22 protein-coding genes are annotated in these 21171 nt (G+C 72.5%); 9 read left to right on the top strand and 13 right to left on the bottom strand.

Translation table 11 applies throughout. The features are described from left to right. Positions 1 to 5: 5 nt before the first annotated feature. From LQ326_RS03910 to LQ326_RS03900, 3 genes are all read right to left on the bottom strand, one after another. Positions 6 to 2582, bottom strand: a complete 2577-nt coding sequence (locus LQ326_RS03910; RefSeq protein WP_234532465.1) for a Pls/PosA family non-ribosomal peptide synthetase — start codon at positions 2580 to 2582, stop codon at positions 6 to 8. Positions 2583 to 3401: 819 nt separating this feature from the next. After that, entirely contained in the window at positions 3402 to 3680 is a 279-nt protein-coding gene (locus LQ326_RS03905) for a hypothetical protein (protein ID WP_234532463.1), read from the bottom strand. A 91-nt stretch (positions 3681 to 3771) separates the two neighbouring features. Continuing rightward, complete coding sequence (locus LQ326_RS03900) at positions 3772 to 4212, bottom strand: ATP-binding protein (protein WP_234532461.1); 441 nt, start codon at positions 4210 to 4212, stop codon at positions 3772 to 3774. A 260-nt stretch (positions 4213 to 4472) separates the two neighbouring features. On the opposite strand from LQ326_RS03900, the gene LQ326_RS03895 reads away from it, so the two are divergent. Genes LQ326_RS03895 through LQ326_RS03885 form a run of 3 tightly spaced genes read left to right on the top strand, consistent with a single transcriptional unit; the run spans position 4473 to position 6474 of the window. After that, positions 4473 to 5348: a Sco1979 family transcriptional regulator gene (locus LQ326_RS03895; RefSeq protein WP_234532459.1), complete on the top strand. Its 876-nt coding sequence runs from the start codon at positions 4473 to 4475 to the stop codon at positions 5346 to 5348. After that, positions 5345 to 5632, top strand: a complete 288-nt coding sequence (locus LQ326_RS03890) for a DUF397 domain-containing protein (RefSeq protein WP_234532457.1) — start codon at positions 5345 to 5347, stop codon at positions 5630 to 5632. The genes LQ326_RS03895 and LQ326_RS03890 overlap by 4 nt, the downstream gene beginning before the upstream one ends. Positions 5633 to 5667: 35 nt before the next feature. Beyond that, positions 5668 to 6474 (top strand): SAM-dependent methyltransferase, encoded by an 807-nt coding sequence (locus LQ326_RS03885; RefSeq protein WP_234532455.1) that lies wholly within the window; start codon positions 5668 to 5670, stop codon positions 6472 to 6474. 73 nt (positions 6475 to 6547) lie between these two features. Here LQ326_RS03885 and LQ326_RS03880 read toward each other — a convergent pair whose 3' ends face one another. Both LQ326_RS03880 and LQ326_RS03875 read right to left on the bottom strand, forming a co-directional pair. After that, positions 6548 to 7411, bottom strand: a complete 864-nt coding sequence (locus tag LQ326_RS03880) for a chitosanase (protein ID WP_234532454.1) — start codon at positions 7409 to 7411, stop codon at positions 6548 to 6550. 138 nt (positions 7412 to 7549) lie between these two features. Continuing rightward, positions 7550 to 7765 (bottom strand): hypothetical protein, encoded by a 216-nt coding sequence (locus tag LQ326_RS03875; protein WP_093508481.1) that lies wholly within the window; start codon positions 7763 to 7765, stop codon positions 7550 to 7552. Between the two features lie 172 nt (positions 7766 to 7937). On the opposite strand from LQ326_RS03875, the gene LQ326_RS03870 reads away from it, so the two are divergent. Continuing rightward, entirely contained in the window at positions 7938 to 8720 is a 783-nt protein-coding gene (locus tag LQ326_RS03870) for an Fpg/Nei family DNA glycosylase (RefSeq protein ID WP_234532452.1), read from the top strand. Between the two features lie 147 nt (positions 8721 to 8867). Here LQ326_RS03870 and LQ326_RS03865 read toward each other — a convergent pair whose 3' ends face one another. Both LQ326_RS03865 and LQ326_RS03860 read right to left on the bottom strand, forming a co-directional pair. Then, positions 8868 to 10049, bottom strand: coding sequence for a cysteine desulfurase family protein (locus LQ326_RS03865; RefSeq protein ID WP_234532450.1), 1182 nt, complete (start codon positions 10047 to 10049; stop codon positions 8868 to 8870). Further along, entirely contained in the window at positions 10046 to 10723 is a 678-nt protein-coding gene (locus LQ326_RS03860; protein ID WP_234532448.1) for an ArsR/SmtB family transcription factor, read from the bottom strand. Before LQ326_RS03860 ends, LQ326_RS03865 begins: the two co-directional genes overlap by 4 nt. A gap of 86 nt (positions 10724 to 10809) precedes the next feature. Here LQ326_RS03860 and LQ326_RS03855 point away from each other — a divergent pair, with 86 nt between their 5' ends. The 3 genes from LQ326_RS03855 to LQ326_RS03845 all read left to right on the top strand — a co-directional run bounded on the left by LQ326_RS03855 (position 10810) and on the right by LQ326_RS03845 (position 12750). Beyond that, on the top strand, positions 10810 to 10974 hold the full coding sequence (locus LQ326_RS03855) for a hypothetical protein (protein WP_234532437.1): 165 nt from the start codon (positions 10810 to 10812) through the stop codon (positions 10972 to 10974). Beyond that, positions 10971 to 12263 (top strand): MFS transporter, encoded by a 1293-nt coding sequence (locus LQ326_RS03850; RefSeq protein ID WP_234532435.1) that lies wholly within the window; start codon positions 10971 to 10973, stop codon positions 12261 to 12263. The genes LQ326_RS03855 and LQ326_RS03850 overlap by 4 nt, the downstream gene beginning before the upstream one ends. Before the next feature lie 127 nt (positions 12264 to 12390). Next, complete coding sequence (locus LQ326_RS03845) at positions 12391 to 12750, top strand: tetratricopeptide repeat protein (RefSeq protein ID WP_234532424.1); 360 nt, start codon at positions 12391 to 12393, stop codon at positions 12748 to 12750. A gap of 57 nt (positions 12751 to 12807) precedes the next feature. On the opposite strand, the gene LQ326_RS03840 is transcribed toward LQ326_RS03845, so the two are convergent. The 3 genes from LQ326_RS03840 to LQ326_RS03830 form a co-directional block, all read right to left on the bottom strand. Next, positions 12808 to 13728, bottom strand: coding sequence for a M56 family metallopeptidase (locus LQ326_RS03840; protein WP_234532422.1), 921 nt, complete (start codon positions 13726 to 13728; stop codon positions 12808 to 12810). 6 nt (positions 13729 to 13734) lie between these two features. Further along, positions 13735 to 14151 carry a BlaI/MecI/CopY family transcriptional regulator gene (locus LQ326_RS03835; protein WP_234532420.1) on the bottom strand — a complete coding sequence of 139 codons (417 nt, stop codon included), beginning with the start codon at positions 14149 to 14151 and terminating at the stop codon, positions 13735 to 13737. A gap of 106 nt (positions 14152 to 14257) precedes the next feature. Further along, positions 14258 to 15670: a PepSY-associated TM helix domain-containing protein gene (locus LQ326_RS03830; protein WP_234532419.1), complete on the bottom strand. Its 1413-nt coding sequence runs from the start codon at positions 15668 to 15670 to the stop codon at positions 14258 to 14260. A 122-nt stretch (positions 15671 to 15792) separates the two neighbouring features. On the opposite strand from LQ326_RS03830, the gene LQ326_RS03825 reads away from it, so the two are divergent. Further along, the gene (locus LQ326_RS03825; protein WP_234532417.1) at positions 15793 to 16437 is read left to right on the top strand and encodes a peptide deformylase; all 645 of its coding nucleotides are present in this window, start codon (positions 15793 to 15795) and stop codon (positions 16435 to 16437) included. 107 nt (positions 16438 to 16544) lie between these two features. On the opposite strand, the gene LQ326_RS03820 is transcribed toward LQ326_RS03825, so the two are convergent. Continuing rightward, positions 16545 to 17972, bottom strand: a complete 1428-nt coding sequence (locus LQ326_RS03820) for a dihydrolipoyl dehydrogenase family protein (RefSeq protein WP_234532415.1) — start codon at positions 17970 to 17972, stop codon at positions 16545 to 16547. A 132-nt stretch (positions 17973 to 18104) separates the two neighbouring features. On the opposite strand from LQ326_RS03820, the gene trxA reads away from it, so the two are divergent. Further along, complete coding sequence (trxA, locus tag LQ326_RS03815) at positions 18105 to 18479, top strand: thioredoxin (RefSeq protein WP_234532412.1); 375 nt, start codon at positions 18105 to 18107, stop codon at positions 18477 to 18479. 34 nt (positions 18480 to 18513) lie between these two features. Here the strand turns inward: trxA and LQ326_RS03810 are convergent, their stop codons facing one another. Beyond that, positions 18514 to 19950 (bottom strand): benzaldehyde dehydrogenase, encoded by a 1437-nt coding sequence (locus tag LQ326_RS03810; RefSeq protein WP_234532410.1) that lies wholly within the window; start codon positions 19948 to 19950, stop codon positions 18514 to 18516. 123 nt (positions 19951 to 20073) lie between these two features. Beyond that, positions 20074 to 21120, bottom strand: coding sequence for a LacI family DNA-binding transcriptional regulator (locus LQ326_RS03805; protein ID WP_234532408.1), 1047 nt, complete (start codon positions 21118 to 21120; stop codon positions 20074 to 20076). Positions 21121 to 21171 lie beyond the last annotated feature (51 nt).

The following is a 21171-nucleotide window of genomic DNA, read 5'->3' as shown; positions in this document are numbered from 1 at the left end:
CTTCCTCAACTCGCGGTCGCCGGGGCGGCGTCGGCTGCTGCTGGGGTGATCCGGCCGACGCCGGCGTACCGGCGGTCGCCGTCCGGTATGTCCACCGCGGGGTTGCCGCCCCAGCGGGCACCGGCGGGGAGTTCCTCGCCCTTCATGAGGAAGGAGTCGGGCGCCAGCACGGAACCGTCGCCCATGGTCACGCCGTAGTGCACATGGGCACCGACGCCCAGGGTGCAGCCGCGGCCGAGCGTGGTGACGTCGGACTTGAAGGTGCCGTCCTCCTGCGAGTGGCACTGGATCTTGCTGCCGGCGTTGAGGGTGCAGTCGTCGCCGATGGTGGCGAGGGTCCGCTCGGTCAGGTAGCAGCCGTCGTCGAACACCCTGCGGCCGATGCGTACCCCCAGCAGCCGCCAGACCAGGCTCTTGAACGGGGTCCCGTTGAAGATCTCGAGGAAGTGGTCGGGCACCTTCCACAGGCGTTCGTGCCACCAGAAGTACGGGTCGTAGATGGAGCACAGCCGGGGGCGCAGCGCGCGGAACCTCGCCAGGCAGCGCTCCAGCAGGACGAAGTAGGCGGTGGAGAAGGCGAGGGTGAGCGCCAGGTAGCCGGCGATCACCACGTGCCCGGCCACTCCGTACAGGTCCACCGAGGCGAGTCCGAACAGGGTGAGCGCGAAGGTGTGCAGCCAGCGCACGCCCAGCATGAGTGCCATGGAGCGGAGGTTGTAGCGGTTCTTCGCGGCCAGCCGGCGGTGGAACGTGTCGCCCGTCCGAAGGTGGTCGAAGCGGGTGTCGCGGTCCACCGAGCGGGGGATCTCGAAGCACGGTGAGCCGAGGAGCCCGACGCCTTCGCGGATCTCGCCGTCGAGGGGAACCATCACCTTGGTGGCGAGCAGGCAGTTCTCGCCGGTCCTGCCGCCGGCCGGATAGGCGATGTTGTTGCCCAGGAAGTTGTGCGCGCCGATCGTGGCCCGGGACAGCCGGAAGGACGTGCTGGAGAAGTCGGCGTTGAGGACGGAGAGGCCGTCGGCCACCATCGTTCCGCTGCCGACGGTGACCAGCAGCGGTGTCTCGTGCTGCACCTCGCTGCCGAAGTTCGACCCGGTCTGCTCCACCTGTGACAGGTCGTAGCCGATGCCGCGGAGGTAACCGACGATGTAGGAGCTGTCGCCGAAGAGCCAGGCGAAGAACTTGACGTTCGTCATGCGGGCCGTGGTCCGGTGCAGCGCGTAGTGGAGTCCGTAGAGCGGATAGACCCTGTCGGGCCTGACCACCAGGCCCATCAGGCGCGGCAGGATGCACAGGGCCGCCAGCCCCAGGACGAGGAACCCGAAGAACAGCACGAGGGAGAGCAGCAGCGCGTCGGGCAGCAGTTGCGACCAGCCGAGCGCGGCCGTCGTGGGGTCGAGTCGCTTGCCGATCGCCGGTACCTCGGTGAACAGCAGGTAGCCGCCGCCGATGACCAGCGGGATGTACAGGAAGAACAGCTGGAGCAGCGTGCCGAGGCCGTACCAGGCGCGGCGCAGCGTGCCGCAGCTCGCCGGGGGGACCCGGAGGTATTCGGTCCGGGCGGGTTCCGCGGGTGAGCCGTGCCAGTGCTCGCCGTCCGGGACCGCCTGGCCGCGGTACAGGGCGGAGGAGTGGCCGAGCTGGGCTCGGTGGCCCAGCGAGGTGTCGATGTCCAGGACGGTCTTCTCGCCGACGAAGGCGTTCGCGCCGATGGTGACGCGGCCGGTCTGGATGTGTCCGGCGTGGGCCCGGTAGCAGAGGAAGAAGGAGTCCTTGCGGATCACCGTGCCCGCGCCGATCGTCAGCAGGTCGGGGCAGACGGGGACGGAGTGGGAGAGGATCGTGACGCCCTTGCCGATGCGCGCGCCGAGGGCCCGCAGGTACAGCACGTACAGCGGGGTCCCGGTGAGGAAGACCATCGGGTTCGCGTGCAGCAGCACCTTGACGAGCCAGAAGCGCAGGTAGGTCGGGCCCCAGACGGGGAACTCGCGGGGGCGGCAGCGTCCGACGAGCACCCACTTCGCGGCGACGGGGAACGCGCACAGCGCCAGGAACACGCCGCTTCCGAAGAGCAGCGACCGCAGATAGACGTCGGCCGGTCCCTTGCCGGTGGCGATCCACTCGTATCCCGCTGCGGTGACGTATCCGGAGACCAGGGAGGAGGCGAGGAAGACCAGCAGCTGGAAGGTCCCGCAGAGCAGATGGCCGTGCCGGTTCGCACGCGTGTTCGGCGGCGGCGCCGGCACGGGCGGCTGCGGGCTGTGCGCCGAAGCGGCGGGCGCGGTCTCTTCGAGGGCCGCCGCCAGGCTCTGGATCGTGGGGTGCCGGTAGACGTCCCGCATGGACGGCGAGGGAAGACCGGCCGTCTTGCGTATTCGTGCGCAGAACTGGGCCATGACGAGGGAGTTGGCGCCGAGGTCGGCGAAGAAGTCGGCGTCGACCGGGACACTCTCGGCATCGAGGAGGTCGGCCAGCGTCTGCGCGAGTCTCCGCTCGGTCTCCGGCCCACCGGGGCCGGTGCCGGTCAGGGCGACAGCGGGTTCATCCGGCTCCGACACGACCTCGGAGGACTGTTCCACCATGCGATCTCCTGGAGAACGTGGATGTTCCTGATCACGAACCGGCGGATTCAGTTTGTCCGGATAAGAGCACTACCTGCCACTTGTCCAGGGGTCTTGGCCGAGTGCCCGTCATGAGCCGTCAGGCCCGCATTCCCTTGGTTTCACGCCACGAAGGGGAGCACACGAAGTCACCCGAACGGCGGCCCCCCGGCCGGCACCGCGGACCCGGCACCGGAGCACCGCCCCACCGCGAGCGAACCGCCCGACTTCCGCCGACCCGTCCGACACCCACGGCCCGACGGACCTTCACGAGCCCGGCCGACACCCACGCCCGAGGGACCTTCACGAGCCGCCCGACACTCACGGCCCGTCCGACGCTCACGGTCCGACCGACCTCCGTGAGGCGACCGACATGCAGGAGCCCGACCTACCTGCGCGAGCCGACCGACGCTCACGGCCCGACGGACCTTCACGAGCCCGACCGACACTCACGGCCCGACCAGCCTCCGCGAGCCCGGCCAACAGCCACAGCCCGACCAGAACCCACGGCCCGACCGACCTCCGCGAGCCCAGCCGGCGCTCACGGCCCGACGGACCTTCGCGGCTCACGCGGACGACGCCTTCGCGGCTCGCGTGGAACACGTGGCCCGAGAAGGGCCTTCTTCGCCGGCTCACCCGGTCTTCGCGGCTCGACAGCCCCAGGGGCGAGCACGCGACGGCGTCGCGGAACGGGGCGGCGGAATCTCGTCACCGCGTGCGGCGCGGCGGCCGTGTACGGATCCGGCCCGCGCCGGCGGGGGTCCTCACCGGCGGCGCGGGGACGCGGATCCTCGGGGCGCCTCAGTCGTCGGCGCCGACCGCCGCGGCGGCGGTCTCGTACGCCGCCATGCCGACGAAGCGGCGCACCGCCTCCACGGGCATGTCGAGCCCCTCGGAGGCGGCGCGTTCGTCGCCGAACACCTGTACGGCTTCGGCGACGGCCACCGCCAGTTCGGCCTCCGCCTTGCGGACCTTGACCTCGGCCTTGTCCACCATGTCGACCACCGCCAGCTGACGGCGCTGCTTCTCCTGGAGTCGCTGCTTGCGAGAAGGTGTCTTGTCAGAGTTCTGCACAGTCACGACCAAGATCATATGCAGGGCGCCGCACCCCCGTGAAATCGGCAACCCCGCCTCCCCGGTGCCCTGTTCGCAAGCCGCCAAGGCACCGGAGTCAGGCCGAGAGCATCGCCCACACCGCGTGGCCGCTGGTGAGCCTCGACCGGTCGACGCCCCAGGAGTCGGCGAGCTGCTCGACGAGCAGCAGCCCCCGGCCGCCCTCGTCGTCGGGGCCGGGCTCACGCCGGGGCAGGTCGCGTCCGGAGTAGTCGTGGTCATGGACTTCGAGCCGCAGACATCCGTCGGCGACCAGTCCCATACCGCACAGGATCCGCACGCTCAGCGTGTGGATGACGGCGTTGGTGGCCAGCTCGGACACGAGCAGCACCGCGTCCTCGCACACCTCACGGGAGAGTCCCCACTCGGCGAGCCGGGTTCTCACGGAGCGGCGGGCGACTCTGACGCTGGAGCGGTGCGAGGGCAGCTCGAGCCAGTGCGCCCGGTCGGGCGCGACTACGTCTAACAGGTCGCGGGGGGAGGTCGCGTGGGGGGACACGATGACTGCCTTCCGTAATGCGGGCGCGGCGAAGAACCGGGCGGAGCGGCGGAGCAGAACAGGCACGGCGGAGCAACGGCCGCACGGAGAGCGTGTCATCGCCCGCGTTGGTGGCCGCGAGTTGCTCAAGTAATCATGCGCGCATGCGAGTTCAGGCTGCAACCGACTCCCTGATAATTTCAGAATGCCGGTATCGGTATGGTCGCTTCATCAACTGCCTGTCACACTCGTCCGGGTGACAGACCCTCAGGAGGTTGGGCGTGAGCGAAGGACGTTCGAACGCGGGCGGTACCAGTGCGCCCACCGTTCTCCGCATGATCCTGGGCCGCAGGCTCCAGGAGCGGCGTCAGGAAGCGGGCGTGTCCCTGGAGGACGCGGCACGGGCGCTTCGGGTCACGCCCCTGACCATTCGCCGGCTGGAGAAGGCCGAGGTGACGCTCAAGCCGCTCTACGTCGACAAGCTGCTTGAGACCTACGGCGCCGACCAGCAGGAACGTGACGAGTTCGTCACGTTCGCCGAGCGCGCCAACGAGCCCGGCTGGTGGCACACGTACCGGGATGTGCTGCCCACCTGGTTCAGCGCCTATGTGAGCCTGGAGACCGGCGCGACCACCCTGCGCACATACGAACCGCACTACGTCACGGGGCTGCTGCAGACCCCGGAGTACGCGCGCTCCGTGCTCAGCGGCGGTTTCCCGAACGACAGCGACGAGGACCTGGAGCGGCGGGTGAACCTGCGGCTGCGCCGTCAGGTCCTGCTGGAGCGCTCCGACGCGCCGACGCTGTGGGTGGTGATGGAGGAGGCCGTCCTGCACCGGGTGGTCGGCGGGCCCGAGGTGATGCGGGAGCAGATCGAACGGCTGCTGGAGCTCTCGGAGCTCGCGCACGTCAGCGTCGACGTCGTCCCGTTCACCGCCGGTGCCCATGTGGGCGCGTGCGCCCCGTTCACCTACTTCCGGTTCGCGGAGCCCGAGCTGCCGGACGTCGTCTACACCGAGATCCTCTCCGGCGCGATGTACCTGGACCAGCGCTCCGACGTGGTCGCTCACCTGGAGGCGCACAACCGCATGGCTCTGCTCACTTCCGACGCGCAGAGCAGGGGGCTCCTGAACCGCATGCGCAAGGAGTACTCATGACCACCTTCGACGAAGGAGTACTCGTGACCACCTTCGACGGCAGCGTCCACGACGTGTACAACGGCATGCCCGCATCGGACCTGGGGGAACAGGGCTGGGAATCGCCCTGGAGCGGCCCCAACGGCGGTCAGTGCGTGCAGACGAAGCAGCTCGCCGACGGCCGGATCGCGCTGCGCCAGTCGACTGATCCGGCCGGTCCCGCGTTGATCTACACCCCTGAAGAGATCACCGCGTTCGTCGCCGGGGTCAAACGGGGCCTCGCCGACCACCTCACCACTGGCTGACCCCTCCCCCACGCTCCTCCTCTGAAAGGTTCAGGATGACCAACTCCCCCATAGCCCGGGACATCGACACCAGCAGGCCGCACTCCGCCCGCATGTACGACTACTACCTGGGCGGCAAGGACCACTTCGAAGTGGACACGCACGCCGCCGAGACCGTGGCGTCCGTCTACCCGGGCATCTTCGTGTGCGCGCGGGAGAACCGCGCCTTCATGCACCGGGCCACCCGCGTTCTCGCCCGCGAGCACGGCATCAGGCAGTGGCTGGACATCGGCACCGGCATCCCCACCGAGCCGAACCTGCACCAGGTGGCCCAGTCCGTGGTCCCCGAGGCCCGGGTGGTGTACGCCGACAACGACCCGCTGGTGCTCAAGTACGCCGAGCGTCTGATGCGCAGCACGACGCAGGGCCGTACCACCTACATCGAGGCGGACGTCAACGACCCGCAGACGCTGCTGGACGCCCCCGAACTGGCGGAGGTCCTGGACCTCGGGCGGCCGGTGGCACTGTCGCTCAACGCCCTGATGCACTTCGTGACGGACGCGCAGGACCCGTACGGCATCGTCAGCCGGCTGCTCGACGTGCTGCCCTCGGGCAGCGCGCTCGCCCTGAGCCACTGCACGCCCGACTTCGACCCGGACACCTGGCAGAAGGTCACCGCCGTCTACACCGACGCCGGGACCCCGGTGCAGTTCCGCTCGCGGGCGGACGTGGTGCGCTTCTTCGACGGGCTGGAACTGCTCGACCCCGGCGTGTCCGTGGGCCACCGCTGGCGCCCGGACGAGGAGCCGACCGCCACCGACGCGGAGGTCAGCCTGTGGACCGGGGTGGGCATCAAGCCGTAACGGCCGCCGCGAGGGGGGTGGACCTCTGGGCTGTCGTACCGCGTGGGGACTCGGCGGTACGACAGCCCGGGGGTCAGCCGATGTGGTAGCTGTCGCCGTACACCTTCCAGTCCAGCGGGGTGTTCAGGCAGAGGTTGCCCTTCTTCAGGAAGACCCGCTGCTCGGTGTCGACCCTCGTGGTGTCGCTGTGGGCCTCCTCCTGCTTCATGGCCCACACACGGGCGTCGAGGAAGGCGTTGAGGTACGTCACCTCGTCGCCGCCCTGCGCCGGGGGCTTGGCCTTGCCGAGGGCGCGCTTGCGTATGTTGCGGAAGCTGGTGGCGTCGTCGCCGTCACCGTGCATGACGATGGCGTCGTAGTAGGTGAACTGTCCCAGCGTGCCCAGCCCGTCCGTCTTGCCCTGCTGGACGGCCGGGTTGAAGTACACGCGGTCGCGTTCGTCGTTCTGGGCCTGCTGGAAGGCGGTGTCCTGGGCGGCCTTGCGCCAGTCGGCGGGGAAGTTCGGGTCGAGGCCGCTGTGCGAGTCGGTGCCGTTGACCCGCCGCAGGGCGGGGAGGTACTTGGCGAGCACGTTGCCGGGCTCGCGGTCGGTGTAGAGCTGGACGAGGTCGAGCATGTCGCCGGTGCCGGAGCAGAAGCCGATGATCCCGGCGGTGTAGCCGCGGCCGTCGCCGATGTCCTCGATGTACTTGTACTGCGCCTTCCAGTCGAGCGAGGAGTTCTCCGCGCTCGACACCAGCTTCATGGCGATCTCCTTCTTCGCCGGGTCGTCGAGGCCCGCACAGCTCGCGGCGGACGCGGCGGACGCGGCGGCGGAGGCGTGTGCCGGGCGCAGCAGCACGGCTCCGGCGCCGACGGCGGACGCGCCGAGCAGGGCGAGCAGGGTGCGGCGGGAGGTCAGGACCGGGTTCGTGGTGGTGTCGTTCGGGTTCCGCACAGGGACTCCAGTGGGGGGTTGCGGTCAGTCATCGATAGGAAGGTTTCCTATCAGTAGAGGCGACTGATGTGTACCCGTCACGCAGAAAGTTCGTAGGGTCGAACAACTCCTGCCGGTCCTCCGGACCGGCCGACGCGGTCAGCCGGTGGCCGTCCAGGCCCTGGGACCGATGCCGCGCCACTCGATCAGCTCGGGGTCGTCGACCGTCGTACTGGCCTCGGGCAGGCCCGCGCGACGCAGGAACTCGACGATGTCGAGCAGGTGGTACGCGATGCCGACGTACTCCCCGCGGATGGTGACCCGCCGGCCGCCGTCGGGGCCCGGCGGCTGCACGATCACAGGCGCGCCTTCCATAGTGACCGCATGCCCCCGAGCGGCGCGGATCATGCGGCGGACCGGCCCGTTTCCGCTCTTCGCGACGATTGGACGGGGGCGAACGCGGCTACCCGGGGTGTGCGGAGCGCGCCGAGATCACCGCTGGCACCCACCAACGGGATCGCGGCCAGGAGTGCCGCCGGGAGGAGCCATGCCGGAGTTGCCGGACGTCGAGGGCTTTCGCGAGGTGCTGGACTCCTGCGGCCGGGGGCACCGCGTCCGGCGCGTCGACGTGCGGGACGCGGGTGTCCTGCGCGGCGTCGGTGTGCGGCGGCTGCGGCGCGAGGTCGAGGGCCGGCGGCTGGGTACGCCGCGCCGCCACGGCAAACTGCTGGTGGCGCCGGTCGGCGACGGCCCGGCCCTGGTGTGGCACTTCGGCATGACCGGCCGGCTGATAGCGGCCTCGGCCGACGACCCGCCGGACCGGCACGACCGGGTCGTCCTCACCCTCGACGGCGAGCGCCAGCTGCGCTATCGCGACCAGCGCAAACTCCAGGGCGTACGGCTGGCCGACGGACCCGAGGCGGTGGAGCGCATACTGGCCGGGCTGGGTCCCGACGCCCTCGACATCGGCCGTGAGGACTTCCTGGCGCTGCTCGCCGGGCGGCGGGGCGCCGTCAAGGGTCTGCTGATGGACCAGTCCGCCATCGCCGGCCTGGGGAACCTTCTCTGCGACGAGATCCTGTGGCGGGCCAGGGTGGCGCCGGGGCGTCCCGGCCGGGAACTCGACGAGGCCGAGGCACGCCGGGTGTTCACCGCGATGCGCCGGGTGCTCACCTCGTCCTGCCGCGCCGCCCGCGTACCCCCGCGCGCCACCTGGCTCACCGGTCACCGTGACGACGCCGAGCCCGCCTGCCCCCGCTGCGGCACCGGCCTGCGCGCACGCCGCATCTCCGGCCGCCGCACGGTCTGGTGCCCGGCCTGCCAGCACTGACGCGGCCGCCCGGCCGAGGCGGGGCGGCAAGACGGCGGCCGGCCGAGAAGCGCCGGCGTCACAGCCGCCACCCCTGCCGCCGCCTCGGACGGCTCATGCCTCTCCCGCTCGTCGCCGGTTCCTCCTGGGTCGGGCCGGCCGGCCCGGTCACTGCGCGGCGGCCGCCCGGACGAGGGCCGCCGCCGCCGTCTCGATGTCGCCGGCCGTGGTCCAGCGGCCCAGGGACAGCCGCAGCGTGCCGAGCGCGCGTGCCGTGTCGAGGCCCATGGCGGTCAGGACGGGCGAGGGGGTGTGGGTGCCGCTGTGGCAGGCCGATCCGGTCGAGGCCGCGATCTCGCCGACGGCGGCGAGGAGTTCGTGTCCGAGGACACCGTCGACGCTGATGTTCAGGGTGTTCGGCAGCCGCAGCCCGCCGGGACCGTTGAGGTGCACGCGACCGGGCAGGGCAGCCGTCAGCCGCTGGTGGAGGTCGTCGCGCAGGGCCGCGATGCGGTCCGGGGCGCCGGTGGCCAGTTCGCCGGCCGAGATCCGGGCGGCGGCGCCGAGAGCGACGGCCAGGGCGACGTTCTCCGTGCCCGCGCGCAGACCGCGCTCCTGCCCGCCGCCGTAGACGACCGGCTCCAGCCGTACGCCGTCACGTACGTACAGGGCCGCGGCGCCCTTCGGCGCGTACATCTTGTGCCCCACGACCGTGAGCAGGTCCACGCCCAGGCCCTGAACGCCGAGGGGGATCTTTCCCACGGCCTGGGCGGCGTCGCAGTGGAAGAGCGCCCCGTGCTCGCGGGCGAGGGCGGCGAGTTCGGCGACCGGCTGCAGGGCGCCGGTCTCGTTGTTCGCGGCCATCACCGACACCAGTACCGTGTCCTCGGTGAACGCGTCGGCCAGGGCCGCCGGCTCGACGAGCCCGTCCCGGTCGACGGGCAGGACCGTCACCGTCGCGCCGTGCAGCCGTTCCAGCGCACGGCAGGTGCCCAGCACGGCCGGGTGCTCCGTGGCCTGCGTGATCACGTGCGGACGGGGGCGGCCGGAGGCCAGGACGACGCCACGCAGCGCCAGCATGTCGGCCTCGGAGCCGGAGCCGGTGAACACGATTTCGCCGGCCCGGGCGCCGATCAGGTGCGCGACCTCGGCGCGGGCCTCGGCCAGCGCCCGGCGGGGTGTGTCGGCGTAGCGGTGGCTGCTGGAGGGGTTGCCGAAGAAGTCCGTCAGATGCGGCAGCATCGCCTCGGCGACGCGCGGGTCGACCGGGGTGGTGGCGTTGTAGTCGAGGTAGACCGGCCCGCCGGCGAGGGCCGGGTGCGCGGGAACGCTTCCGGAGACGCCGTTCACGCCGTCGCCCCGGCGTGCACGGGGAGGTCGGCCAGGCGCCACTCGAGCATGCCGTCGCTGAGCCGGACCGCCCGCCGTCCGCGGCCGGTGAGCAGGCGTACGGCGTCGTGGGCGAGCGCGCAGTACGCGCCGCGGCAGTAGACGACGACCTCGGTCTCCCCGGGCAGTTCGCCGACGCGGTCGGCCAGTTCGGCGACCGGGATGCAGACGGCCCCGGGGACGTGGCCGGCGAGGTACTCCTCCAGCGGCCGTACATCGAGCACGACCACGTCGCCGGCCTGGACCCGGGCCAACAGCTCCTGGTGGGTGACCTCTGCGGCGCCGTCCTCGCCGAGGTAGGCGTCGCGAGCGGCGGGGACGGCGGCCTGATGACGGTCGGCGACCTTGCGCAGCAGGGCGAAGAGCTGGGCGACGTCGTCTCCGGCGAGCCGGTAGTGGACGCGGACGCCTTCGCGGCGGGTGGCGACGAAACCGGCCTGTTTGAGGGTCTGCAGGTGCGCCGAGGCGGTGGTCAGGTTCAGCCCGGCGGCCTTGGCCAGAGCGTCCACGGTGCGCTCGCCCTGGGCCAGCAGATCGAGCAGCTCAAGGCGCTTTCCGCTGGCCAGCGCCTTGCCGCTGGCCGCGAACGCGTCGTAGAGGGCGGCCTTGGTGCCGCCTGGGGTGGCCTCCCGCATCGCTTCCTCCAAATATCTATGGATTACTGTATCTGATGCCCGGCGGTGACGCCCCTCCAGCCGGCGCCCCGAGGAAGGACAGCACGATGGGCTTCGCCGACGATCATCCGATACCGCCGGCCGGCAGCGGGCCGCGCAACCGCGCCTCCACCGGCGGCCCGCTGCCGACCGGGCACTCCGCCGAACAGGTCCGTGCCCTTGCCACCCACAGCCAGAAGCTCATCCAGGGCGCAGCGGACATGAACCCGTGAACACCACCACCGCTGCCACCGCAGCCACCACACCGACCGACGCACACGGCCGGCCCGTGCGCCTCGGACTGCGGGAGAACCGGCTGCAGTTCACGCTGCTGGTCATCGTCAGCAGCTGCGTCGGCGGCCTGGTCGGCCTGGAACGCACCACCGTCCCGCTCATCGGCTCGCGGACGTTCGGCCTGACCAGCGACCTGGCCGTCTTCTCGTTCATCATCGCCTTCGGCGTCACCAAGGCACTGACCAACCTCGCCGCCGGAGCCCTCACGGCCCGCTTTCGCCGCAAGCAGCTGCTGGTGGCCGGATGGCTGATCGGCATCCCTGTCCCCTTCGCCCTCGCCTGGGCACCGTCCTGGGGATGGATCGTCGCCGCCAACGTGCTGCTCGGCCTGAACCAGGGCCTGACCTGGTCGATGACCGTCAACATGAAGATCGACCTCGTGGGCCCCGCCCGTCGCGGGCTGGCCACCGGTCTGAACGAGGCCGCCGGCTACACCTCCGTCGGCGTCACCGCACTGCTCACCGGCTACCTCGCCACCAGCCACGGGCTGCGCCCGGTCCCCGAGCTCATCGGCGTCGTCTTCGTCGTCGCGGGCCTCGCGCTGGCCCTGGCCGTCCGCGACACCGCCGGCCACGTCGCGCTCGAACTCGCCCACCACACCGAGCCCCTGCCCACCAACGAGGACACCGGCCTGAAGGCGGCGTTCACACGCACCTCCTGGCATCACCGCTCCCTGCGCGGCGCCAGCCAGGCCGGGCTGGTCAACAACCTCAACGACGGCCTCACCTGGGGCGTCTTCCCCCTGCTGTTCACCGATCACGGCCTCGGTCTGGCCGCCGTCGGACTGGTCAAGGGCCTCTATCCCGTCCTGTGGGGCCTCGGGCAGATCCCCACCGGCCACCTCGCCGACCGCATCGGCCGCAGACCCCTCATCGTCTACGGAATGTTCGTCCAGGCGGGCGGCTTCGTCCTCGCCCTCGCCCTGCTCGGACGCCCGCTGCTCGCGGGGATCCTGTCCGCCGTCGCGCTCGGCCTGGGCACCGCCATGGTCTACCCGGCCCTGATCGCCTCCGTCTCCGACCACGCCCACCCCGCGTGGCGGGCCAACGCCCTGGGGACGTACCGGTTCTGGCGGGACGTCGGCTACGCCGTCGGCGCGCTCGTCGCCGGCGTCCTCGCCGACGCCCTCGGCCTGAACGCCACCGTCATCGCCGCCGCCGTCCTCACCGCCGTCTCCGGGCTCCTCGCCGCCCGCTGGATCACCGAGCACCGGCCCGGCCCCCGGTGAACGTCCGGCCCGTCCCGGCCACCGCCGGGGCAGGCTCCCGGCGCCGAGGGGCGGCGGCCAGGACGACGGCAGGTTGGTGGAATTTTCAAGTAACTCTGCCTGTTGTCAGCGCCGAAGGAGGTCACGAGTGGACACCACGTACGACACGACGTACTACGACCAGGGAACCGCCGCCGAGCGCTGGACCCGGGCCCAGCTGTTCTTCGACGCCAGGGACTACGCGGGCGCCGCGCGGGTGCTCGCCGGGCTGGTCGAGGAGGTGCCGGAGCAGACCGGACCCCGGCTGCTGCTGGCGCGCGCCTACTACCACTCGGCCCAACTGCGCCGCGCGGAGGCCGAGTTGCGCGAGATCGTCGCGCGTGACCCGGTGGAGCACTACGCCCGGCTGATGCTGGGCCGTACGCTCCAGCGGCAGGGCCGGCACGAAGAGGCGGCGCCGCATCTGCGGATCGCCTCGGCGCTGGCCGGCGACTTCCCGCAGGAGTGACGAGGAGGGGCCCCTGGCAGTGCCGGGGCCCCTTCGGCGTCGTGCGGCCGGACGACGTCACAGCGGCGCGGCCGCGCGCAGGATCAGGAACAGGGTGACCGCCGAGTTCGCCGAGGACATCGCCGATACGAGGGTGCCCGCGGCGGCACCCCAGACCGCGAGGCCGGCCGTGGTGAAGGCGGCGGGCCAGCCGCGGGCCACCGGGGCGGGACCGAGCAGCGCGGCGACCCGGCGCGGCACCGGGCCGGTGGCGGCGAGATGGGCCAGGGTGGGCGCCGGGGTGCCGCGAGACAGCAGCGCCGCCTTGCCGATGGCATGCGCGACCGTCGGCCGGTCCGCCACCGTGCCGGCCGCCTCCTCGTCCGCCCAGCGTTCGGCCGTGTAGCGGACGGCGGTGCGCAGCGGCCGCAGGAAGGGGTTGGCGCGGGCCGCCAGGTGCACGGCGAGCAGGTGCCGGTGGTGCCGGGCGGCGAGATGGGCGCGTTCGTGGGCGAACAGCGCCCGGCGTTCACCTGGGGCGAGGCCGTCGAGCAGGGCGGTGCTGACGACGATCCGGTCGGGGAGCGCGTAGGCGTAGGGGGTGCTGTCGGGCAGCACGCAGACCGCACGGCCGGGCAGTCCGGTGAGTGCCCGGCGGGCCAGCCGGATGACGCGGCGGTGCCGGTGGAGGGCGCGGCCGCACAATGCCGCGACCGCCGCGAGGGCGGGGATGGCGGCGCGGCCGGCGATCTCGTCGTGCGGGACGGCGGCCCCCACCTCCGGGTCGGACCAGCCGTCCGGGAGGGGGTTGCCGGGCAGTTGGGCGGTGCCGACCACCATCAGCAGGACCAGGCACAGCGTGCTGCACCCGGCCATGACCACGGCTATCGCGGTGAGCAGCCGGGTGGCGGCGCGCGGGTGCAGCCGCCCCTCGGCCAGCCGGGCGACGGGCCACGCGGTCAGCGGCAGGACCAACGGCAGGAAGACGAAGACCCCCATGACAGGTCAGTCTTCCGTACCGCCGTCGTCGCTGGGCGCGGCGTTCCGAGTGTTCACCCGGCCCGGTCCGGCGGCCTCCAGCAGGGCCCGCAGCACCCGCTCGTCACCGGGCGGCAGGTCGGTGACGAAGCTGGCGAGCACCGCCGCACGGTCCCGTTCGCCGTCGAGGAGCCGGCGCATCCGCAGGGCGGCGAGCCGGGCCACGTCGGCGGTGGGGGTCCACAGGAAGGAGCGCCCCCGCCGCTCGCGGGCGACGACGTCCTTGGCGAGCAGCCGGGTCAGGATGGTCACGACGGTGGTGTAGGCGAGGTCGCCGCCGAGCCGCTCCTGCACCCAGGCGGCGGTGACGGGACCGCCGGCCTCGCGCAGCGCGCCCAGCACCTGGCCCTCCAGCTCCCCCTGCGCCCGCCGGGCCCGCGCCATCGTCCCGTCTCCCCTCTCCTGGCGGTTCGCCCCCGAGGCGCCCCAGTCGGTGCCGAGCGCCCCCCGGGCTCACTCGCCGCCACGGCGAGCGGCGTGTCCGACCACGCTACTTCACGCCGGCGCCCCTCCCGTACGATCGCCGCCCACGGCGGTGCGCGATCTCGCCGAGCACGATGTCCACGGCGAAGAAGGCGGCCAGCGGGATCCCGAGCAGCGGCACGAAACAGCCGAGGACCGCGATCAGCCCCAGCGCCGGGACGAGAAGGTAAGGCGGGACCTCGGCCCAGGCGCCGCGCGGGACCGGGCGGCCGAAGGCGGAGCCGCGGCCGCGCTGCCACCACATGCGGTAGCCCCACAGGATCAGCAGGATCAGGCAGAGGGCGAGCAGGGCCAGGGCGAGCTGGTTGACCAGGCCGAAGAGGATGCCGGTGTGCAGGTCGATGCCCCAGCGGGTGAGTTTGGCGAGCACCGGATAGTCGGCGAAGCGCAGCACGTCGGTCACCTCGCCGGTGCCCGGGTGCACGGCGACGGAGTCCTGCTTCTCGGGCCAGCTGCGCTGGACCTGCCTGACCACGTAGGCGCTGTCCGCATCGGCGGGCGGGACGATCTCGACGGGGTCGCCCAGCCCCTCGGCGCGGGCGGCGGCGAGCACCTTGTCCAGTCCGACACCGTGCCCGGCGGCGCCGCCGGTTCCGGCCGCCGCACCGTGTCCCGCGTGTTCGCCGCCGCTCGCGGCCGCGGAGACCGCCGGGGTGGCCTGGCCGAGGGAGGTGCGCAGTTCGTCGATGTGGGCACCGGCGTGGGCGGACCAGGTCAGGCCGGTCGCCGAGAGGAAGACGAAACCGGCGGCGGCCCAGACGCCGACGGTGCCGTGCAGCCCCAGCGTGCGCCGCCGCCCGCTGGTGCCGCGCACCTTGCGCAGCGCCCGCCGCCGGGAGAACCACAGCACCAGGCCGCCGCCCGCGATTACCCACAGCCAGCTCGCCGCGAACTCGCTGTAGAGCCGCCCGGTGTCGCCGAGGTGGAGGTCGCGGTGGAGCTCGTCGATCCAGGTGCGCAGCGGCAGCGCGCCCGTCGCGCCGTACTGTTCGAGCGCGCCGCGCACCTTGCCCGTGTACGGGTCGACGAAGACCGCGAGGGTGTGGTCCGGGTTCACCCCTTTCACCCCCGACAGCAGCACCCTGGTGGTCGCGCCCGCCTCGGGCGACGGCCGTATCGCGGAGACCGTGCCCTCGGGGTGGGCCTCGCGGGCGGCGGCGACCTGCTCGGAGACCGGCAGCTCGGTCCCGCCCACCGGAACGGTCAGTTCATGGGCGTACACCAGCTTCTCGGCCTGGAAGGAGCAGGCGTAGAGCAGGCCGGTGGTGGCGGCGACGAGCAGGAAGGGGGCGACCAGGACGCCGGCGTAGAAGTGCAGACGGAGGACGAGGGGGCGCAGCGGGGCCCAGCGGCTCGGGGACGCGGCCGGGACGGTGGGGGGCGGGACCTCGTCCTTGGCTCGCGAGGGGGCGATGGGCATCGTGGGCTTCTCCGGGGACTGGTGCGGGGGTCGGTCGGTCCGGTAGTCGGAGCATGATCGGGCCGAGTTCCCCGCACCTGAAGTGACCTGCGTCACACGCCCTGCCGTGGCATGCTGGCCCGATGGCATTTCCCAGCGATCGCGCACCCCTTGCCGAGCGGATCGAGGAACTCCTCGCCCCCGGCGGGCCGTTGCCCGTCGTCGCGGCCGGCGACCCGGTCCTGCGACGCGGAACCGAGCGGTACGACGGCCAGCTGGCCCCGGCCCTGCTGGCCCGGTTCGTCGAGGCGCTGCGCCTCACCATGCACGCGGCCCCGGGCGTGGGCCTGGCCGCTCCCCAGGTCGGCGTCCCGCTCCGCATCGCCGTGATCGAGGACCCGGCACCGGTACCGGAGGAGGTCGCGGTGGCCAGGGGCCGGGTCCCGCAGCCGTTCAGGGTGCTGGTCAACCCGGTCTACGAGCCCGTCGGCACCGCCCGCGCGGCCTTCTTCGAGGGCTGCCTGAGCGTGCCGGGCTGGCAGGCGGTGGTGGCCCGGCACGCGAGCGTGCGGCTGACCGGCGCGGACGAGCACGGCCACCCGCTGGACGAGGTGTTCACGGGGTGGCCGGCCCGCATCGTCCAGCACGAGACCGACCACCTCGACGGCACGCTGTACCTGGACCGGGCAGAGCTGCGCTCACTGTCGTCGAACGAGGCGATGGCGGGGCGCTGGGCCCAGCCGACCCCGACGACGGCGGCACAGGCGCTGGGCTTCGACCTGCCGTAGCGCCTCAAAGGGGCGCGGGGCTGTACCGACATGCGGCTACCGCCTCGTGGGCGCGACAAGCCCCCACCGGCCCGCGGACAACCCACGCACCCCGTGCCCCCTCGGCGCTACCCCCGGTACGCCTCCAGCAGCCGCAGCCACACCTCGCTCAACGTCGGATATGACGGCACCGCGTGCCACAACCGGCTGATCGGCACCTCCCCCGCGACCGCGATCGTCGCCGAGTGGATCAGCTCACCCACCCCCGGCCCCACGAACGTGACCCCGCGCAGGATCTCCGCCTCCAGGTCGACGACCATCCGGGCGCGCCCCTTGAACCCGTCGGCGTACAGTCCCGCCCCGGCGACGGAGGAGAACTCGACGTCGACCGCCCGCACCCGGTGGCCGGCCTGCTCCGCCTCCGCGAAGGAGAGCCCGACGGCCGCCGCCTCCGGATCGGTGAAGACGACCTGCGGTACGGCGTGACGGTCGGCGGTGGCCGCGTGCGCGCCCCACGGCATGTCCAGGAGCGGCGTGTCCGCGACGCGTGCCGCGATCGCCGCGCCCGCGATCCGGGCCTGGTACTTGCCCTGGTGGGTGAGGAGCGCCCGGTGGTTGACGTCCCCGACGGCGTAGAGCCAGTCGGTGCCCTCGACCAGCAGGGTGTCGTCCACCGGCAGCCAGGAGCCCGGCTCCAGACCGACCGTGTCGAGGCCGATGTCGTCGGTGTGCGGAACGCGCCCCGTGGCGAAGAGGATCTCGTCGGCCTCGATGCGGTCGCCGCTGTCGGTCACGGCCACGACCGTGCCGTTCTCGCGGGTCACCGACCGCACGGACGTACCGGTGCGGACGTCGACGCCGGCCTCCTTGAGCGCGTCGGCGACGAGTTCGCCGGCGAACGGCTCCATGCGGTTGAGCAGCCCCTTGCCGCGGACCAGAACGGTGACCCGGGAGCCGAGGGCCTGCCAGGCGGTCGCCATCTCGGTGGCGACGACACCGCCGCCGACGACGATCAGCCTGCCGGGCGCCTCCTGGGCGCTGGTGGCCTCGCGGCTGGTCCAGGGCTTCACCTCGGCGAGGCCTGGCAGGTCGGGCAGTTGGGCACGGGTGCCGGTGGCGACGGCCACCGCGTGCCGGGCGGTGAGGGTGGTGAGGGTGCCGTCGGAGCTGGTCACGGTGACCGTGCGGGGCCCGGCGAGGCGGCCGTGGCCGCGGTAGAGGTCGGCGCTGATGCCGTCCAGCCAGGCGACCTGGCCGTCGTCCTTCCAGTTCGAGGCGAAGTAGTCGCGGCGGGCGAGCACCGCCGGGGTGTCGAGAGGACCCTGGACCGCCTGGGCGAGGCCGGGCAGGCGGCGGGCGTCCGCCTGGGCGATGACCGGCCGCAGCAGGGCTTTGCTGGGCATACAGGCCCAGTACGAGCATTCGCCGCCGACGAGTTCGCTCTCCACGACCGCGGTGGAGAGGCCGGCCGCACGGGTGCGGTCGGCGACGTTCTCCCCCACGGGCCCGGCCCCGAGCACCACGACGTCGTAAGCGATGGATTCCGTTTCCGTCATGGGGTCAGTCTTGCTGGTGGAGTGCGCCCGGGCCACACGGGTAGGGGCGGAATACCTGTCCGGCCGGGCATGTTGTGCGGACGGTTCGCCCCGCCCCGGGGCGCCCCCCACGTCAGGAAGAGGGAAGCACGCATGAGCAGCACCGTGGAGCTCACCAAGGAGAACTTCGACCAGACGGTCACGGAGAACGAGTTCGTCCTGATCGACTTCTGGGCGTCCTGGTGCGGCCCGTGCCGGATGTTCGCCCCGGTCTACGAGAAGGCCGCCCAGGACAACCCCGACCTGGTGTTCGGCAAGGTGGACACCGAGGCGCAGCCGGAGCTGGCCCAGGCCTTCGGCATCCAGTCGATCCCGACCCTGATGATCGTCCGTGACCAGGTCGCCGTCTTCGCCCAGCCCGGCGCCCTGCCGGAGGCCGCCCTGACGGACGTCATCGGCCAGGCCCGCAAGCTGGACATGGACGAGGTCCGCAAGAGCATCGCCGCACAGCAGGACGACGCGCAGTAGTCCCGTTCGGAGGCAGGGGTCCGGTCGGTCCCGGTCAGAAGGGGTACGGCGCCACGTCCCCGCGCACCGTCGTCCAGCGCACGTCCGTGAACGCCTCCAGGTTGGAGTCGCCGCCGAACCGGGCGCCGGTGCCGGAGGCGGCGACTCCGCCGAAGGGGGCCACGGCCTCGTCGTTCACGGTCTGGTCGTTGATGTGGACGATGCCGGTCGGGATGCGTTCGGCGAGGTCCAGGCCGCGCGCCGCGTCCCGGGTGACGATGCCGAGGGAGAGGCCGTAGGGGCTGTCGGCCGCGAGCGCGGCGGCCTCGTCGAGGTCGGCGAAGGACCGGACGGGCGCCACCGGTCCGAAGACCTCCTCGGCGTAGGCGGGTGTGCGGTCGTCGACGCCGGTCAGGACCGTCGGCCGGTAGAAGAGGTTCTCATGGGTGCCGCCGGCGGCGAGCCGGGCGCCCTGGGCGGTGCTCGACTCCACCAGGCCGTGGATCTTGGCGAGTTGGCCGGCGTCGATGACCGGTCCGAGGTGGACCTGTTCGCGGTACGGGTCGCCGACGGCGAGCGAGTCGGCCTTCGCGGCCAGGCGCTCGGCGTACTCGTCGGCGAGCGAGGCGTGGACCAGGTGCCGTCCGGTGGTCATGCAGATCTGGCCCTGGTGGAAGAAGGATCCCCAGGCGGCCGTGGAGATCACCGCGTCGAGGTCGGCGTCCGCCAGGACGATCAGGGCGGAGTTGCCGCCGAGTTCGAGATGGGCGCGCTTGAGACGGCGGCCCGCGGCCTCGCCGACCGCGCGGCCGGCCGCCGTGGAGCCGGTGAAGGAGATGACCGGCACCAGCGGGTCCTCGACCAGCGCCGCGCCGGTGTCCGCCCCGCCGGGCAGCACGTGCAGCAGCCCCTGGGGCAGTCCGGCCTCCGCGAACACCGCGGCGAGCGCGAGCCCACCGCATACGGCGGTACGCGGATCGGGTTTGAGGACGACGCCGTTGCCGAGGGCGAGGGCGGGCGCGACCGAGCGGATGGACAGGATCAGCGGCGCGTTGAACGGTGAGATCACCCCGACGGCACCGACCGGGATCCGGCGGGTGTACGACAGCCTGGGCGCCTCGCTGGGCAGCACCTGGCCGGCCGGGCGGGAGGCGAGGGCGGCGGCCTCGTAGCACTCCTGGGCGGCGACGTGCAGCTCGAAGTCCGCCTTGCCGGGTATGGAGCCGGACTCACGGACGATCCAGTCGCGCAGTTCGTCGGCGTGCTCCGTGAACAGGTCGCCTGCCCTGCGCAGGACCTGGGCCCTGACGAAGTGCGGGGCGCGGGCCCAGTCGCGGTGCGCGGCGCGGGCGGCCGCGGCGGCCGGGGAGACGTCCGCCGGAGCGGCCAGGGTGACCACGCCCAGCGCGTCGCCGGTGGCGGGCTCGGTGACTTCGTACTGCGCGCCGGACAGGGCGCGCGCCTGCCAGGTCTTCGGGTCGAGCAACGGCATGACGGCTCTCCGATCGATCACCGGGGTTGCGCGGCCCACGGGGCTGCCATGAGCCGTTTGTTGAGCGCGCAACATCCTAGCCAGGGCGCCCGGAAAAGCACCGCCCCCGATCAGAGTGGCCCGTCAGCTGGAGTCGCGCTGCACCACCGAGGCGCCGAGCACCCGGTGCGTCTCCGGTTCGCCGCCCGGATCGCGGACCGCACGGTCGACCAGCTCCGCGAGGTCGCGGCCGGAGGGCAGGTCGATCCGGATCGTGGAGAGCCGGGGCCGCAGCAGCCGGCCGAGCATCAGGTCGTCGGCGCCGAGCACCGCCGCGTCCTCGGGGATGCGCACGCCCGCGTCCTGGAGGGCGCGCATGAACAGCATCGCGTACTCGTCGTTGTACGCGAACACCGCGTCGAGCCCCAACTCGGTCCAGCGTGCCGCTAGTTCGGCCGCCGACTGTTCGGTGTAGCCGAGCGGCAGCCCGGTCACCTCGGCGTCGGTGCCGCGCAGCGCCTGGCGTACGCCTTCGAGGCGGGGCCGGGAGTAGGTCTCCAGGCCGGGCTCCTCGGGGACGAGCACGCCGATCCGCCGCCGGCCGCGGGCGTACAGGTGGCTGCCGGCGCACTTGCCGACGGCGTCGTGGTCCATCAGCAGGGCGTGGGCGCCCTCGACACGTTCGGGACCGAAGGTGACCACGGCCCGGGCCCCGGCCCGCTTGAGCACCGCGACGCCCTCGGGGCCGAGTTCGGCACCCGGCACCAGCACGGCGACCGGCCTCAACTCGGCCCAGGCGCGGGCGGTTTCGTGACCACGCAGGCCCACGGTGCCGTACTGGACGACCGTGTAGTCGAGGCGGCTGAGGGCCCACTGGAGTTCGTTGATGAACTGCCCGTACAGCGGGCTCACCGCGGTGGCCGGGGCGGACATCAGGACCATCCGGGTGTGTCCGGCGCGCAGGCTGCGGGCGGCGGCGTGGGGAACGTAGCCGAGCTCCCTCGCGGCCTCGTGGACCCGGCGCCGGGTGGGCTCGCTGATCCGGACGGCACTGGTCTTGTTGAGGACGTAGGAGACGGTCGCGCGGGAGACTCCGGCCAGCCGGGCCACATCGGCGCTCGTGGGGACCGAGCGCGGGACCGGCGACGCTGCCGAGGACGGTTTCGGGATGTGCACCATGACGTACGGCATCTTGGCAGAGGCCCGGGCAGGGGGGTCCGGCGGGGCAAGGTGATTGAGGGT

This window comes from Streptomyces shenzhenensis, from assembly GCF_021462265.1.
Classification (GTDB): domain Bacteria; phylum Actinomycetota; class Actinomycetes; order Streptomycetales; family Streptomycetaceae; genus Streptomyces; species Streptomyces shenzhenensis.
The sequence above is the reverse complement of the archived record's forward strand: the minus strand, read 5'-3'. Positions and strand labels throughout refer to the sequence as shown.

Excerpts from the sequence above, each read along its gene's own strand:
- LQ326_RS03910 (WP_234532465.1), bottom strand. The coding sequence starts at position 2,582 with ATGGTGGAACAGTCCTCCGAGGTCGTGTCGGAGCCGGATGAACCCGCT.
- LQ326_RS03890 (WP_234532457.1), top strand. The coding sequence starts at position 5,345 with ATGACCACCTTCGACGAAGGAGTACTCGTGACCACCTTCGACGGCAGC.
- LQ326_RS03885 (WP_234532455.1), top strand. The coding sequence starts at position 5,668 with ATGACCAACTCCCCCATAGCCCGGGACATCGACACCAGCAGGCCGCAC.
- LQ326_RS03875 (WP_093508481.1), bottom strand. The coding sequence starts at position 7,765 with ATGGAAGGCGCGCCTGTGATCGTGCAGCCGCCGGGCCCCGACGGCGGC.
- LQ326_RS03870 (WP_234532452.1), top strand. The coding sequence starts at position 7,938 with ATGCCGGAGTTGCCGGACGTCGAGGGCTTTCGCGAGGTGCTGGACTCC.
- LQ326_RS03860 (WP_234532448.1), bottom strand. The coding sequence starts at position 10,723 with ATGCGGGAGGCCACCCCAGGCGGCACCAAGGCCGCCCTCTACGACGCG.
- LQ326_RS03855 (WP_234532437.1), top strand. The coding sequence starts at position 10,810 with ATGGGCTTCGCCGACGATCATCCGATACCGCCGGCCGGCAGCGGGCCG.
- LQ326_RS03840 (WP_234532422.1), bottom strand. The coding sequence starts at position 13,728 with ATGGGGGTCTTCGTCTTCCTGCCGTTGGTCCTGCCGCTGACCGCGTGG.
- LQ326_RS03835 (WP_234532420.1), bottom strand. The coding sequence starts at position 14,151 with ATGGCGCGGGCCCGGCGGGCGCAGGGGGAGCTGGAGGGCCAGGTGCTG.
- LQ326_RS03830 (WP_234532419.1), bottom strand. The coding sequence starts at position 15,670 with ATGCCCATCGCCCCCTCGCGAGCCAAGGACGAGGTCCCGCCCCCCACC.
- LQ326_RS03825 (WP_234532417.1), top strand. The coding sequence starts at position 15,793 with ATGGCATTTCCCAGCGATCGCGCACCCCTTGCCGAGCGGATCGAGGAA.
- LQ326_RS03820 (WP_234532415.1), bottom strand. The coding sequence starts at position 17,972 with ATGACGGAAACGGAATCCATCGCTTACGACGTCGTGGTGCTCGGGGCC.
- trxA (WP_234532412.1), top strand. The coding sequence starts at position 18,105 with ATGAGCAGCACCGTGGAGCTCACCAAGGAGAACTTCGACCAGACGGTC.
- LQ326_RS03810 (WP_234532410.1), bottom strand. The coding sequence starts at position 19,950 with ATGCCGTTGCTCGACCCGAAGACCTGGCAGGCGCGCGCCCTGTCCGGC.
- LQ326_RS03805 (WP_234532408.1), bottom strand. The coding sequence starts at position 21,120 with ATGCCGTACGTCATGGTGCACATCCCGAAACCGTCCTCGGCAGCGTCG.